Here is a 13,513-nt window from a genome sequence, read left to right as displayed (position 1 = left end):
GGCGATGGCCGGCGGCCGGATAGAATCGCGGCGTTAGGTGCTCAAGTGGAGGTTGAGCATGGACAACTCGATGAAGGAGTGTGCCCATGTCGGCAAAGACCACGAAGCCCAAGTCCGCATCCACCCTCGCGCGTGAGCGTGCGCGGGCCGCGCGCGCGGCCCAGCTGGAGGAGCAGAAGAAGAAGGAAGCCCGGATCGAGGATGCGGCGACGACGTACTATCTGTCGCTCGACAAGCTCGATCAGCTCGCGGCGCAGCGCGAGGAGGCCATGCGGGAGTTCGACGCGCAGCAGAGCGCGCTCGAGGTGCAGCAGGGGAAGGTGATCGCGGAGCTGCGCTCGTTGGAGACGGTCGCGACCATCGCGGAGCTGCTGGGGATCAGCACGGCGGAGGTCACCCGGTTGTCGAAGCTGGTCGACGCCTCGCCGGCCGCGGGCGCGCCGGCGGCCACCGTGCCGACGTCGGAGGTTGCGGGGCCATCGTGGCCAAGCATCTCGACGTCGCAGGATTCGGCGGAGCAGCCGATCGAGTCCGCTGGTGACGGCGAGCACGTGGCTGCGTAGTCGCTGGACGCGCGCACGACGAAGCGGCGGGGCGAACCACCTTGGTTCTCCCCGCCGCTTCGCGTTGGCAGCTGTCAGATCGGGTTCAGCGTCCCTGCTGGTTGGCCGGGCGGGTGAGCTTGGTGGCGAACGTGCGGTGGTTGTACAGGTCGAGTGCGTCGAGCCACGCGTCGGTGGTGACGTCCACACGGGCGACGGTCGGCATCGGGCCGCGGTATCGGTGGGCGTTGGGGTAGACACGGCCGCAGTGGTTGCAGACGGTGTAACCGGCGAGGATGTCGTTCTCCTCGTCGGCGCTGATCCGGCGGCTGTCCCAGAGGTGACCGTCGGCGGCGAGGTACGAGACGTCCCAGTCGCCTGCGCACTCGGCGGCTCCGCAGCCGATGTAGTCGACGCCGTTGTCGGCGTCCGGGCTGGTAGTTCCGGCGGGCTCCTGTCCGGTGAGGGGGAGCTGGGGGTATGGGAGTTCAGGCACGGCTGCTTTGACGGCGGCACGTGCGGTGTCGTCGTCGAGGTCGAGGAAGTATCCGCGTATGGCGCTGTAGAACTCGTCGCGGGTGTCGACGTCGTGGTCGGTGCTGCGTTCGGTGAACGAGCCGAGAGTGCTGCTGCCGGTGGCGACGAGGCTGTTCTGTGCATCGCGCGTGACGGTGATGGTGATGTTGGGGCAGAGCTCGGTCAGCTTGCGCTCGAGCCAGGTCGCGTCGTTCTTGGTAGCCATGTCTGTTCCTTTCGCGGGTGTTCGGTCTACGCGGCTGCGGTGAGCGCGCGGTGGTCGGGGGCGGTGGCTGGCAGGACCGTGTCGGTTCCGGGGACGCGGACGGGCCATGCCGACGGGGTGACGGGGGTGGAGGTCAGCGGGCGCTGGCGGTGGAGGTAGGCGTCGTGGTTGCGGATCAGGGTCGCGACGTAGTGACGCCATTCCTCGTTGGTCGGGAGGTTGCGAGCCCAGCGGAGCTGCTCGGTGAGTCGCTCGTGCTCCGCGATCAGTTCGTCCCGCTCGAGGAGGGCGATGCGCGCTCCGATCGCGAACAGCGCCAGGCCGGCGTCAGTGAGACGAGTCAGGTCGATGTGGCGGGCGGGGAGCGCGAGCTCGTTGCCGAAGCCAGCGCCGGCGCCGTGCTCCGGCAGGCGCTCTTCACCATTGATCGGCTGGACCTCCGCGTCGATGTTCGCGCGGTGCCAGTGGAAGTCGATCGCCTTGCGGGCGCGGTCGGTGGCGACGTACAGGTCGGCGAACGTCTCGCGCGTCTCGTCGATCCCGGCTTGCAGGATCTCGGTCGGCGTGTAGCGGGTCATCGTCTTCTCCTCTCGCGGTCAGCTGGTGGTGGGACTTACTGGCAGGAGTCGCAGCCGAGCAGGTCCATGGGGTCGACGGGAACCTCGTAGCCGCCGATCTGGTCGAAGCTGCTGGTGGTGTTCTGCGTGTTCATCGGTTCTTCCCTTTCGTTAGGTGTCCGCGGAATCAGAGGTGGGCGGATCATCGAATAAGGGGACCGACTTGGCGGACGCCGGAGCCTGTCAAGGGTTCCGACCGACCCCCAGCGCGCACGAGTCTTGGATCGCAGGTGCGGAGCACCTTCCCCGGCCATTTGCAGATGCAGGGGAGGGAGCGGCCCTTGACAGGCGGAGAGCGGCCGCTAGTACGATTCCCCCTCTCGATGCTCCGGCTACCCGTCCCGTTCCTCGTCCAACTGGTTGTCGCAGTGCTCGCCTCGGCCGCGGGAGTGTGAGGGCGGCGGAGCCTGCCTTCACGCCGGCCCGAAGGCCGGCGCTGGCGGCTACAGCAGCGCGAGCAGATCCTGGTCGGGCTTGGCGTACGGGGTGCGGGGCAGTCCGATCCGCGTGCGACGCCTCTCGCTGGGGGTGCCGATCGCCCACGCGTAGCGGTAGTTACCCGGGTGTCTCACGCGCGTGACTTGCAGCTCCTGGAGTGCATGACGGAGCCACGCTGCCGCGTCCTCGTTGGCGCGTCGAGGTGGTGCGCCAAGGGCGACGAGGCGGCGTTCCGCGCCGTCAGCGCCGGACTCCTGGGCGCGGATCTTCTGCAGGGTGCGGTCGCTGAGCACGAGCCCGTGACGCGGCAGGTAGGTCAGGGTCCGGCGGGTGGAGCGTCCGAGGGCCAGCGCGTTCGTAGCCTGGTAGCAAACCCCGATGTGACCGGCCTTGTACTCGTCGACGCGCTCGTTGCCGTTCTCGTCGACGACGGTGCGGGTGCGGGGCATGGGGTCGGAGAAGGACACGACGCCGCGGATGCCCTCGGCGGCTGCGCTTTCGAAGACGCGGCGCAGGAACCAAGACTCGGCGTTCGCCGGTGTGTCGGTGAGGACGAGCCGACCGAGCTCGAGCGTCTGCATGTTCGGCTGCAGCTCCGGGAAGACGTTGCTCAGCACGCTGGCGCGCATCGGAATGCTGAGGACCGCGACGCCGACCAGGGCGCGGCCGCCGACGGTGGCGCCGTCGACGGCGAGGCGGTCGTCGGTGGTCGTCAGTCCGTAGCTGAACCGGGCGGCGGGGAAGGATGCGGCGTAGTGATGCCGGGTGACGAACTCGCGTGCGAGCTGCTCGGGCAGCCGCACGACGTCGAAGGCTGGGGCGTGGAAGCCGCCGTCGGCGGGGTGCCGCCAGCTGTGCTGGCGGAACCCCCACCGCTGCGAGAGAAGGGATGCCGGGGCGCTCATCCCACCAGCCCCATCGTCTCGACGCAGATACCGACGATGTCGCGGGCGCACGGGGGGCAGACCGCGTTTCCAGCCGCCTTCGTGATGTCGCGCTGGGAGACGGGCTTAAGCCGGTTGGTCGGCTGCCACATGTAGTCGGCGGGGAAAGCCATCCCGGCGGCGACCTCGGTGGGGAGGAACATCCGCAGCAGGGTGTCAGGGACCAGCTCCATGGCGGCGTCGAGGTCCTTGGCGCTGATCGGTGCGCGCTGGCCACGCGGCTGCTGCATGATCGCCTGGTGCCCGGCCGTGGTCAGGGTACGCATCGGCTCCGTGGCGGGCGTGGTCATCTCGGCCCCGCCACCGTTCATGCGGTGGATGAGGGCGTGGTTCGCGCCGTCGGCGACCACGGTCCGCATCGGCTCGGTGTACGGGTCGAGGTCGCGCACCCGGTCACGGAACTGGGTGACGAACGGGGTCACCAGGGCGTGGTGGTTGCCTCCGGCCGTGAAAGTGCCGGCGGCTTCGGTGACGGGGCGTGCGGTCCCAGTGCCGTACATCTCGGCGATGAACGGCGTGCGCTCGGGGGCGTAGGCGAGCGCGGTCTCCAGGCGAGTGGTCTGGGTGCGCAGGGCCTCGTCGACGGGGTAAGCGCTCTTGCCGTCGCGGCCGTCGACGGGGATGGCGAGTGCCTTGGAGTTGCTCGTGTGCAGCGCCTTCAGCGGCTCGGTGATGGGCCAGCTGCGGTAGTAGGCGTCGGCTTCGCCGTGGTGCGGGTGGCGCGGGTCGGCGGCGTCGTAGGTGTTGCCTGCCGCCTCCAGGTGCGTCGGTCCCCAGTAGCGGGCGATTCCGGCGGCCACGCGCAGCCGGGTCTTCGGCTTGAGGCGGTCACCGATCGGACGGCCCGGGATGGACCAGTCGATGGCGACGGACGCGGGGAGGTAGCCCGGCTCGACGATGGAGCCGCAGCCGGGGCAGCAGTAGACGTAGGCCTGGCGGTAGCGGCCGACCGTGCGGCCCGGCTTGAAGGACTGGACCGACTCGCGCATCTCGCCGCACTTCCAGCAGTAGGCGAGGGGCCGCAGGATGCGGTCGAGGTCGGGTGCCTTGTCGGCTTCCGGCCATGCGACGACGTAGATGCGGTCGCGGGACTGGGGCGCGGGAGCGCCGAACTTCTGCGCGTGCATCGCGTTGAGGGAGACGACGCGGAACTTGTAGCCGAGTGCTCGCAGCTCCTGACGCCATACGGTCCAGGCGGTGCGGTACTTCGCGTTGATGGCGATGTCGACGACGTTCTCGACGACGACGAGCCGGTAGCGGTGGTGCTCGATGAAGCGCAGCACGTCGAACATGAGCAGCCGCGAGCGGGTCTTCGCCTCGTCGGAGAGCGGGTCTTCGAACAGGCCTTCTTCGATGTCCGGCAGCTTCGATCCGTTGGCCTGCGACCACTTCGTGCACTCGGGGGAGGCCCAGAGGATCGTGGTCGAGGGGAAGAACGACGGCCGTTCCTGGTGTAGGTCGACGATGGCGTGATCGGTGCTCTGGTGGTTCGCCGCGTGGATGTCGATCGCGACGTCCCAGTGGTTCGCGGCGACCTTGACCTTGACCCCGGGCACCTGTCCGGCGCCGGTCGAGGATCCGCCGGCCCCGGCGAATAGGTCGGTCATCGTCACGTCGGATTCGAGAGTGGGAAGCATCAGCGCTTACCTCCCGTGCGCTCGATGTGGAGCTGCAGGGCCGCGACGGCCGGGATGACGAAGAGGAAGATGACCAGTGCGGCCCAGAGGCTGCTGCTGGCGACGGGCCGCGCCCCGATGTGACCAGCGACGAAGGCGGGGACGATGTCCGCGGCTGCGACGATCACCAGAGCGGCGATGAAGCCGAGGAGGACGCTGTACGCCGCGGTGAACATCCGCGCCTGCTTGGCCCGCGGGATGCGGCGGGGGCGCGGTGCCCGCACCCCCGCGGTGGTGGTGATTCGGATGGTGGTCACGGTCGGTGCCTTTCGTTGTGGGGTCTCTCGCCTACCTCTCTACTCTACTTTAAAGTAGAGTCTACTTTCAAGGGGATTCTACGTTTTAGTAGATGTTTTGACCGCTGGCCGGTCAGCTTGCGGAGGGGGCGGGGCCCAGTTCGACGGCGCTCCAGGTCCAGCTGCCGCTGCCGATGCCATAGACGGTCGTGCCTTCGGAGTCACGCCCGCGAACGATCTCGGGCGGATCGCCCGCTGATTCGTATTCGGCACTTTGCAGGAGGTAGGCCTGCAGCTCGCCGTTCCAGCGCACGAGGATGCGGAACTCGTCCGGGGCGTGGGCTTCATCCTGGGCGAGGTCGGCGGCGATCTGATCGGCCACGTCGCGAGTGAATGCTGGGCAGAGGTACCCGTTCCAGCGGATGTCACTGACGGTGTGCGCGATGTAGACGCGGCCGTCGCCGTAGGTGACGGGCACGTTGAAGCGAAGGCTGGTTGCGGGCATGAGGGCCTCCTTGGGTGGTTGGCTGGCAAAGGGTCGGGTGCTGCCACAGAAGGCGCACCGCGTGACGAAGGTGGGCTGATCGCGCATCGAGATGAGCACCGGGAAGCTCTCGGCGCTGCCACACCGGGGGCAGCGGGAGGTGTCCCCGGTGTGCGCGGCTTGGATGGCGAGGGCGAGGGCTCGTCGCCATTCGGTGCTGGCGGTGTTGATCCGCGCCAGGACAGGGGAGCCGACAGCGGCGAGGCCGGCCAAGGTGAGGTCGGTGAGGGCATCGTCGTAGACGCGGCCGCAGTCGGCGCACACGGCGAGGCAGGTCTCCGGCATCTCCGCGAGCCCGTCTGGGGCCGGGCCGGGCTTCTCGCTGACGAGCCGCCCGCTGCGGTCGGCAGCGTGAAAGCGTTCGCTGTTACCGCAGCGACACTCCACGTTGAGCGATCCGGGCTCGAGGCGGGCGGTCTCGCCGACCGCGATCGGAATGGTGGGATAGGGCGGCGTGATCGCCCCGGCGGTGAGGGTGGAGATCATCGGAGGACCTCCGCTGCGAAGTCGTAGCCGCCGAAGGGGCTGCGTCCGGGCACGGCGCGGGTTCCGATTCCGCCGCGGCTGGTGAGGATCGGCGCTCCCGGGAAGGTCCATTCGGTGGGGTAGGCGTCGAGGAAGGCTCGGCCGCTCTTGCTGTGCTTGCCGGAGACCTCGTCGCGCCAGCCTGCGGGGGCGACGGGGATCTCGCGCCAGCCGGGCATGGCGTGGTCGTGCCAGGCGGCGAGAGCGTCGTTCTCGGATGGGGTGATGTGGTGCCAGCCGCAGGCGGTGCAGATGACCTGGTGCAGGAGGGTTCCGACGCAGCTGCACGGCGTCGGGCTGTCATAGCGGGACCCGGGGCAGAGGTGGTAGTGCCGCAGGTCGGCCTCGAAACGGTCCAGTGTGTGCGCGCCCACCGTGAGCGGCTTCTCGGTGATGTAGGGCCGGTGCCACATGTGGCTGGCCTGGAGGCAGTTGAAGTGTCCGTTCTCGAAGAGGTAGCGGCTCCAAGCGGCGTCGAGCTCGGCCGGGTTCCAGTACGCGGTGGTGAAGTGCAGCGGTGCACCGACCCACGCGGGCGCGGCCGCCACGTCCATCTCGTGGATCATGGCATCCAGGTCGAAGGTGAGCTGGCTCATCGCTGTGCCTCCTGGTGGGTGGTCCGCTGGAAGGTGGCGAAGATCCCGGCGATGATGCCGACGATCAGCGTCACGAAAGAAGTCAGGGTCACGATGGCCGCGATGACCCCGACCCACGAGGGGATGACTGTCGGCGAGCTGGCGAAGATGGCGATCAGGCCGAGCACGGTCAGCAGGACGAGAGCCTTGCTGTGAGGGAAGAACCGCATGGGGTGTCCTTTCGGAGTGGGGTGAGGGGGTGCCGCCCACTGGCGGCACCCCGAAGCTGTTAGTCGGCGAGCTGGATGCGCTCGGAGTCGTCGGCGCGCTCGATGGTGATCGGCACGTTCCCTGAGACGACCAGGCGGACGCCGCCCTTCCCGTCGGGCTCCGCGAAGAGGGTGAGGAGGGTGGCGTCCTCGTCGTCGCAGAAGTCGACACGACCGAAGTCATCCGGCATGGCGTGCCGCGGAAGTCCGGACGGGGAAGCCACCTCGCCCTTCACCCAGTCGTGCGGCTCCAGGCGGTCGCCGGTGTCGTAAGGGGTCAGTCTGTAGGTGGTCGCGTAGTCGCTCATTGGTTTCCTCCTCGTCGCTTGCCTACCTCTCTATTCTACTTTAAAGTAGAGTCTACTTTCAAGGCGAATCGCCTTTTTGGTAGAGTGATTTTGCTCGGACCGCGTCCGGGAGAATGGGGGCAGGAGAGTGGAGGACCTGATGGCCGGATTCGAGCTAGACCTGGTGCGGAAAGCCGCGGGCCTGACGCAAGGGCAGGTTGGGGAGCGGCTGGAGAAGTCGTTCAAGACGGTGAGCAAGTTCGAGCGTGAAGCGGACCGGATGACGCTGACCAGCTTGCGCAGCTACCTAGTCGCCGTCGGGGCCGAAAGCGCCACCATCTCAGTGACCGTCGGCGGCGAGGTCATCGACCTTCCCCTGGACCTCACCTCCGCTACAGCTGGCGACTCCTGACCGCTCGTGCCCACCGCTCGACGGCACCGGCATCCCGGTCACGTTCGATAGCGGCGCCCACGGACTGACAAAGGTCGATTCCCGTCTCTCTGCGCGCCTTGCGGTAGAGCGCAGCTGAGGGCGCTCTTTTCGTGCCGCTTGCGGTACGAAAAGAGCGGCAACCCGGACGGCAACTCGCACCGCGACTACGGGGACGTCGTCTCCGCAACGGCTGAACCAGATACGCCGACAGGGGCACCGAGTATCGCGTGCTCGCCACCGCGGCGACCCCGAGAGACCGCGAAGCGCCCTCTGCGACACGCCGGGGACGAGGATCGAGATGCGTGCCGCGCACATCCTGGTCATGACACCGAAAGCATCGACCATCCGGGAGGCGGCCAAGACCGCCCGCTCGGCGGAGCGCTTCCGCCATGAGGTCCTCCTGGAGAGGATCCGGCAGGCCGGCGACTCGGAGCGGGCACGCATCCACGCGCGAACTGCACTGCAACTGCGCGCGATGACAGTCACGGCCGCGCTGCTGGGCGCCCTGCTCGGAGGATCGTCCCTCGCTGCGCACCTACCCGGAGTCGGAAGCCCAGCGTCGGCACCGAGCAGCGTCGCGCCCACCTCCGACGACGTTGCTCGGACGGACCCCGCTCCTATCGCGCAGAGGTAACCTTCGCGTCTCCTTGCACGGGCCAGGGTGCAGGAGGGGCGTGCATACCTACCTGGATGCGCAGCCCCTCCCGCCTCGAGTCCTCGGTCAGCGGATCTGCCGTGTGGGTGGAGCAACCGTGTTGGTCTCCCAAGCGGGACGCGGGCTCGTTGGCGTCGTGAGGGCATCTATCCGGGCGGCGATGCCCTCGACGTCGACCCGGGCGGGTCCGGTGCCTGCCGCGGCCGCCTCGGCTGTCGGCGCTGCCGTCGGAGCGGCCTTGGACGCCTCTGTGGCCAGCGCGTTGAGTTCCGCGGTGATCGAGGTGAGGCGTTGCTGCGCCTCGGCGAGTTCGGCGGCGCGGGGGAACGGCCGGCCGATGCGCGCCTGCGCGTCCTGCAGCGTGGCCTCGGCCTCACGGAGAACCCCGCGCTGATCCGTGAGGAGTCTGGGCAGGGACGCGGTGAGGTTCTCCAGCCGGGTGACGTACCCGATGCCGGGCGAGGCCATCTCTTCCCGGCCTACCGAGACGGTGGCATTCGGGACACCACGAAGCTCCGCAACGATCTGGAACGTGCCGAGCATCGGTCGGGTTCGCATGTCGATCGTGAAACCGCCGAGCTGGCCCAGCTCGCCGAGGTCGCGTTCGGCATACACGGGGAGGGAGCCGAGGTACTTGCTTCGTGCCCAGACGGCGATCGCAGCGGCCGCGTCCGCACGCTTGTCGTACGCGCGCCCGTCGATGACGGCACGGAACCGGTCGCCGTCGGTCGGGACGGCGGAGGGGATCATCTGCTCCAGGATCTCGATGCGGTCTTGGGCGAGCTGCGCGCGCTGGGTGGCGACGGCGTGCATCTCGTGGAGGTTGCGCTGGGAGCGGGCATGCGCGCGTTCGAGGCGTTCCAGCTTCGCTGCCTGGTCGGCGGCTTGCGCCTGCTCGAGTAGCAGCGGGTTGCCGCTGGAGAGAGCCTTCGCCTCGGCGGCCGAGAGGGCGAAATCGCCGATGTCTTCCATCTCCCGCACATCGAGCTTGCCGCGCATCACCTGGGCGATGAACTTCGCCTTCCGCTCGACGGTTTGCCACATGTACGCGTCGAAGGAGCGCTCCACAACGTAGTTGTGCACGGCGATCTCGGCGTTCTGGTTTCCCTGCCGAATTCCGCGACCGTTGCGCTGCTGGATGTCCGCCGGCCGCCACGGCACGTCGATGTTGTGCATGGCGATGGCTCGGGCCTGCACGTTCACACCGGTGCCCATCTTGCCGGTCGAGCCGAGCAGGACGTCGACGTGCCCGGAGCGCGCGGCGGCGAACAGGCGACCCTTCTCGGCGTCGTTGCGTGCCGAATGAATGAACCGGATCCGGTCGGGGTGCATCCCGCCGGCCACCAGGAGCCGCTTGAGCTCGTTGTAGGCGTCCCACCTGTCCTTGGCGGGGGTGCCGAGGTCGTTGAAGACGATCTGCAGGCCGCCGGGGTTCTCGGAGACCTCGCCGGTGATCGTGTCGAGGTAGGTGAGATCCTTGCCCGCCTGCCACTCGTTCAGGATGGTCGCGGCGACGACTTCGAGTTTGCTGCCGGGCTGCGCGTGCTCGGCGCCGACCATCCGCATGTCCAGTGCCGCCTTGCGGCCGTCCCCGGCGATCTTGAGCATGTTGTCTTCCTCGGGCGGGACCGCCTTCGCGGCGACCATCTCGGCGCGCTGGCCGATGTGCTCGAGGTAGGACTCCAGCGCGGGTGTGGGCGGGATGACGTGAACGTGCGGTGCACGCTCGCCGTCCGGTCGCGCGCGCAGCAGGGGGACCGGAAGCCCGAGGTCTTCGGCGGTCTTCACGTCGGCGAAGACGTGCCACATGCGCAGCATCTCCGGGACGTTCTGGAACTTCGAGAAGCGGGTCTTCAGCCGGAAGCCACCGGCCGGGCCCATCTCCATTTCGGTAACGAGTTCGCCGAATGTTGCCGCCCAGGTGTCGAACGTGAGCACGCCCGCAGCCTGCAGCAGGTCTGGGCGCAGGTACCGCTGCATGACGTGCGCCTCGGTGATGGAGTTCGCCAGGGGGGTCGCGGTGGCCAGCGTTCCAGCGCGCAGGCCGTGCCGGGAGCGCAGGTACTCCATCTTGAGGTGGAGGTCCGTCGCGCGGCCGGATCCGGGGAGGATCGCGGCAGCGTCGATGTTGGATTCGGTGGTGAGGTTCTTGTAGTCGTGGGCCTCGTCGACGATGACGTAGTCGATGCCGGAGGATTCGAAGGTGATGCCGGGGTCGACGGGCTTGTCGAGCTTGGCCTTGAGCTTCTCCTCGAAGCGGACCTTGGCCTTCTCGATCATCTTCACGGTCGACGATCCGGCAGAGCGCGCGGCCTCGATGTTTGCCTCCAGCTCGTGCACGCGTTCGCGGATGTACTCGGCCTCGAATGCGGGGGAGACCGGGATGCGTTCGAACGCCGTCCGGGTTGCGATGATGGCGTCCCAGTCGTTCGCGGCCGCGCGGGCGACGAACAGGCGGCGCTTGTCACCGGCGAGGTCGTCGGTGGATGCCGCGAGGATCTTCGCCTGCGGGTAGATCTGGAGCCACTCGCGGGCGAACTGCTCCAGCATGTGGTTCGGGACCACGACGATGGGCTTGTTGATCAGACCCATCCGGCGCATTTCGGTGGCGCCCATCGCCATCTCAGCGGTCTTGCCCGCGCCGACTTCGTGGGCGAGCAGCACTGCCGGTTCGGAGATCATGCGGGCGACGGCGGCGCGCTGGTGCGGCCGCGGGGTGAAGTTGGCTGCCATGCCAGGGAATGTGAGGTAGTCGCCGGCGTCGGTGTAGTCGCGCAGCACGATGGAGTTGAACCGGCGGTTGTACTCCTCGGTGAGGCGGTGGGCACGCTCGGCGTCTTCCCACACCCACTCCGCGAATCGCGCCTGCAGCTTCTCGGCCTTCTCGGTCGCTGCCTGGGTCTCGGTCGGGTTGAGGATGCGCTTGCCGTCGTCGAGCTCGTCGTAGACGGTGAGCGCCCGCTGTTCCATGACCGCTTCGGCGACGTCTTGCGCGGGCCGGCGGCTGGTGCCCCATTCGTCGGTGGCGAGGATCGAGCGCCGCGTCTGGGACTTGACCACCCACTTGCCGGGCATCGGGTTCTCGACCGTGAGTCCTTGGTCGCGCAGGATCTCGCGCAGGAACTGCTGGTGGGTACCCGGGTCGATCCACACCGCGCCCATCCGGACGGCGATCTCCTCCATGGTCAGGGGCTCTGGCACCACCCTCTCGAGGGCGGGCACGTTGGGTGCAAAGCGGTCTGGGTCGGCCTCGGCCGCGGCGCGGGCAGCGTCGAGCTTGACCCGGATGTCTCCGGAGAGATACTCGGCGGCGGGGACCAGGCGGTCGAGCGCGGGGTCGTCGTAGACGAGAGTGCCGAGTGCGGCGCGCGCCTCGCCCTCGTCGGTGCCGAGCAGATGGGCGATCAACGGGAGGTCGATTCCTCCAGTGCGGTCCATGGAGAGCGCGATCGCCTCGGACGGAGTCTCGGCCCCCTGGACCTCCGGCCGGGGTACCACGACGCGGCGCGAGAGCAGCGAGGCGGGGACGGCGTCCTGCTTCTCGTCATCGAACACTTCGAGCGCCATCACCAGCGAGCCGAACGGGTCCTGGCGGAGGATCCGTGTCGCGGTCGGGGTGATCCGAGCCATGCGTGCGGTGCCGGTTTCCTCGTCGACGCGGCCGGTCTCGCGCATCGTGTAGCGGTTCAGTGGACCGTACTTGGTGGAGTAGCGCTCGTAGTCGGCGCGCAACGTCTCGCGTGCGTGCTCGAGCTCGGCGGTGTCGTCGGCGGACGCTGCTTCCATCTCCAGCAGGATGCGGGCCTGGTCACGCAGGCTGAGCAGGGCGCGCAACTCGGTCGCGGCCGACTTCGGAACCTTCACCGGCTCGGCGCGGCCGCCCTGCACCTGCGCGAAGCTGCCGTCGCTTTCGGCGAGGAGGGTCCCGTCGAACACCTCTGCAAGCTCGGGGCGGTGCTCGTTCTGCTGCAACTGGGACTCTTCGGAGCGCGCGGTGAACAGCTGGCCGCGCTCGCGCGCATCCGCGATGATCCCGTCGAGCGCTCCACGCAGGCCGCTCTCCACTGAGGTCAGGTCGCCGGTGACGTAGAGCGTGGGCCCGAACTGGCTCGGCCCGATGGTGTAGGTTCCGAGGACGTTCTCGGGGCGGGTGTCGAAGTACGCGTTGGTCTTGACGATCTCACCGTCGACCTGGTGGGCGTGAACCGTCTCCCAGACGTCGGATGCAGCGGGGCGGCCAGGCTCTCTGCGGCGGAAGACCAGTAGGTCGGTGACGACCTCGGTGCCCGCAGCACGACGGTGTGCGCCAGAGGGGAGCCGGACCGCGCCGACCAGGTCGGCCATCCTGTTCATCTCCCGGCGGGCAGCGGGGTTCTGGGTGTCGAGCGTGTACCGGCTGGTCAGGACGGCGACCATGCCGCCGGGTCGGGTAAGCGCGAGCGACTTGATGATGAAGTGGTCGTGCAGCGAGTGTCGGCCGGCGTTGTGCACCGGGTCGTGCAGAGTGACGTTGCCGAACGGGACGTTCCCGATCGCCGCATCGAAGTGTCCGGCCGGGTACTTCGTGTCAGCGAATGACTCGGCGCGGATCTGCGCGTGTGGGTAGACGGCCGCCGCGATCGCCGCGGTGGTCTCGTCGAGTTCGACGCCGACCATCCTGGCCGACTCCGGCGCCATGCCGATGAAGGTTCCCGCGCCGGCGCCCGGCTCGAGCACGGTACCGCCGTCGAACCCCAGCCTCTGCAGGGTCGACCACATCTGCCGCACGTAAGCGGGGTCGGTGTAGTGCGCGTTGATTGTCGTGCGCCGCGCCTGGTCCCACTGCTCCTGGGACAGGAGGTCGCGCAGCAAGGCGCGCTCGGTCGACCACGCGGTCTTGGTGTCGTCGAACACATCCGGGATGGCTCCCCACGACGAGAACCGGGCCAGCGTCTGCTTCTCTTCAGCGGTTGCAGGGCGTCCCTCGTCGATCAGCGTGCGGGCGAGCATGATCGCGCGCACGTTCGCGTCGAAGCGTGCCTTGGCCCCAG

12 protein-coding genes are annotated in these 13,513 nt (G+C 68.5%); 2 read left to right on the top strand and 10 right to left on the bottom strand.

What is annotated here, in order from left to right; all coding sequences use genetic code 11:
- Nucleotides 1–86 precede the first annotated feature (86 nt).
- The gene (locus ACR9Y5_RS19495; protein ID WP_481299644.1) at nt 87–563 is read left to right on the top strand and encodes a hypothetical protein; all 477 of its coding nucleotides are present in this window, start codon (nt 87–89) and stop codon (nt 561–563) included.
- Between the two features lie 85 nt (nt 564–648).
- On the opposite strand, the gene ACR9Y5_RS19490 is transcribed toward ACR9Y5_RS19495, so the two are convergent.
- The 9 genes from ACR9Y5_RS19490 to ACR9Y5_RS19450 form a co-directional block, all read right to left on the bottom strand.
- Nucleotides 649–1,284 (bottom strand): hypothetical protein, encoded by a 636-nt coding sequence (locus tag ACR9Y5_RS19490; protein ID WP_481299643.1) that lies wholly within the window; start codon nt 1,282–1,284, stop codon nt 649–651.
- Between the two features lie 26 nt (nt 1,285–1,310).
- Nucleotides 1,311–1,862, bottom strand: coding sequence for a hypothetical protein (locus tag ACR9Y5_RS19485; RefSeq protein ID WP_481299642.1), 552 nt, complete (start codon nt 1,860–1,862; stop codon nt 1,311–1,313).
- 482 nt (nt 1,863–2,344) lie between these two features.
- The gene (locus ACR9Y5_RS19480; RefSeq protein ID WP_481299641.1) at nt 2,345–3,244 is read right to left on the bottom strand and encodes a Mom family adenine methylcarbamoylation protein; all 900 of its coding nucleotides are present in this window, start codon (nt 3,242–3,244) and stop codon (nt 2,345–2,347) included.
- Nucleotides 3,241–4,920 (bottom strand): DNA cytosine methyltransferase, encoded by a 1,680-nt coding sequence (locus ACR9Y5_RS19475; protein ID WP_481299640.1) that lies wholly within the window; start codon nt 4,918–4,920, stop codon nt 3,241–3,243. The genes ACR9Y5_RS19480 and ACR9Y5_RS19475 overlap by 4 nt, the downstream gene beginning before the upstream one ends.
- The gene (locus tag ACR9Y5_RS19470) at nt 4,920–5,216 is read right to left on the bottom strand and encodes a hypothetical protein (RefSeq protein WP_481299639.1); all 297 of its coding nucleotides are present in this window, start codon (nt 5,214–5,216) and stop codon (nt 4,920–4,922) included. Before ACR9Y5_RS19470 ends, ACR9Y5_RS19475 begins: the two co-directional genes overlap by 1 nt.
- A gap of 112 nt (nt 5,217–5,328) precedes the next feature.
- The gene (locus ACR9Y5_RS19465) at nt 5,329–6,225 is read right to left on the bottom strand and encodes a hypothetical protein (protein ID WP_481299638.1); all 897 of its coding nucleotides are present in this window, start codon (nt 6,223–6,225) and stop codon (nt 5,329–5,331) included.
- Entirely contained in the window at nt 6,222–6,860 is a 639-nt protein-coding gene (locus ACR9Y5_RS19460; protein ID WP_481299637.1) for a DUF6349 family protein, read from the bottom strand. Before ACR9Y5_RS19460 ends, ACR9Y5_RS19465 begins: the two co-directional genes overlap by 4 nt.
- Nucleotides 6,857–7,069 (bottom strand): proteasome activator complex subunit 4 C-terminal domain-containing protein, encoded by a 213-nt coding sequence (locus ACR9Y5_RS19455; protein WP_208042451.1) that lies wholly within the window; start codon nt 7,067–7,069, stop codon nt 6,857–6,859. The genes ACR9Y5_RS19460 and ACR9Y5_RS19455 overlap by 4 nt, the downstream gene beginning before the upstream one ends.
- Before the next feature lie 59 nt (nt 7,070–7,128).
- A complete protein-coding gene (locus tag ACR9Y5_RS19450) occupies nt 7,129–7,416 on the bottom strand; it encodes a hypothetical protein (RefSeq protein WP_481299636.1) in 288 nt (95 codons plus the stop codon).
- A 139-nt stretch (nt 7,417–7,555) separates the two neighbouring features.
- On the opposite strand from ACR9Y5_RS19450, the gene ACR9Y5_RS19445 reads away from it, so the two are divergent.
- Nucleotides 7,556–7,807 carry a helix-turn-helix domain-containing protein gene (locus tag ACR9Y5_RS19445; RefSeq protein ID WP_208042449.1) on the top strand — a complete coding sequence of 84 codons (252 nt, stop codon included), beginning with the start codon at nt 7,556–7,558 and terminating at the stop codon, nt 7,805–7,807.
- Between the two features lie 742 nt (nt 7,808–8,549).
- Here the strand turns inward: ACR9Y5_RS19445 and ACR9Y5_RS19440 are convergent.
- Complete coding sequence (locus ACR9Y5_RS19440) at nt 8,550–13,484, bottom strand: DEAD/DEAH box helicase family protein (protein ID WP_481299635.1); 4,935 nt, start codon at nt 13,482–13,484, stop codon at nt 8,550–8,552.
- Nucleotides 13,485–13,513 lie beyond the last annotated feature (29 nt).

The organism is Leifsonia sp. KNZ13-11D (genome assembly GCF_056754895.1).
This window is presented reverse-complemented; position numbering and strand designations above follow the sequence as displayed.

Bases quoted from the DNA above. Each gene is read 5' to 3' on its own strand.
- ACR9Y5_RS19450 (WP_481299636.1), bottom strand. From the start codon at position 7,416: ATGAGCGACTACGCGACCACCTACAGACTGACCCCTTACGACACCGGC.
- ACR9Y5_RS19490 (WP_481299643.1), bottom strand. From the start codon at position 1,284: ATGGCTACCAAGAACGACGCGACCTGGCTCGAGCGCAAGCTGACCGAG.
- ACR9Y5_RS19465 (WP_481299638.1), bottom strand. From the start codon at position 6,225: ATGATCTCCACCCTCACCGCCGGGGCGATCACGCCGCCCTATCCCACC.
- ACR9Y5_RS19475 (WP_481299640.1), bottom strand. From the start codon at position 4,920: ATGCTTCCCACTCTCGAATCCGACGTGACGATGACCGACCTATTCGCC.
- ACR9Y5_RS19485 (WP_481299642.1), bottom strand. From the start codon at position 1,862: ATGACCCGCTACACGCCGACCGAGATCCTGCAAGCCGGGATCGACGAG.
- ACR9Y5_RS19495 (WP_481299644.1), top strand. From the start codon at position 87: ATGTCGGCAAAGACCACGAAGCCCAAGTCCGCATCCACCCTCGCGCGT.
- ACR9Y5_RS19445 (WP_208042449.1), top strand. From the start codon at position 7,556: ATGGCCGGATTCGAGCTAGACCTGGTGCGGAAAGCCGCGGGCCTGACG.
- ACR9Y5_RS19460 (WP_481299637.1), bottom strand. From the start codon at position 6,860: ATGAGCCAGCTCACCTTCGACCTGGATGCCATGATCCACGAGATGGAC.
- ACR9Y5_RS19480 (WP_481299641.1), bottom strand. From the start codon at position 3,244: ATGAGCGCCCCGGCATCCCTTCTCTCGCAGCGGTGGGGGTTCCGCCAG.
- ACR9Y5_RS19455 (WP_208042451.1), bottom strand. From the start codon at position 7,069: ATGCGGTTCTTCCCTCACAGCAAGGCTCTCGTCCTGCTGACCGTGCTC.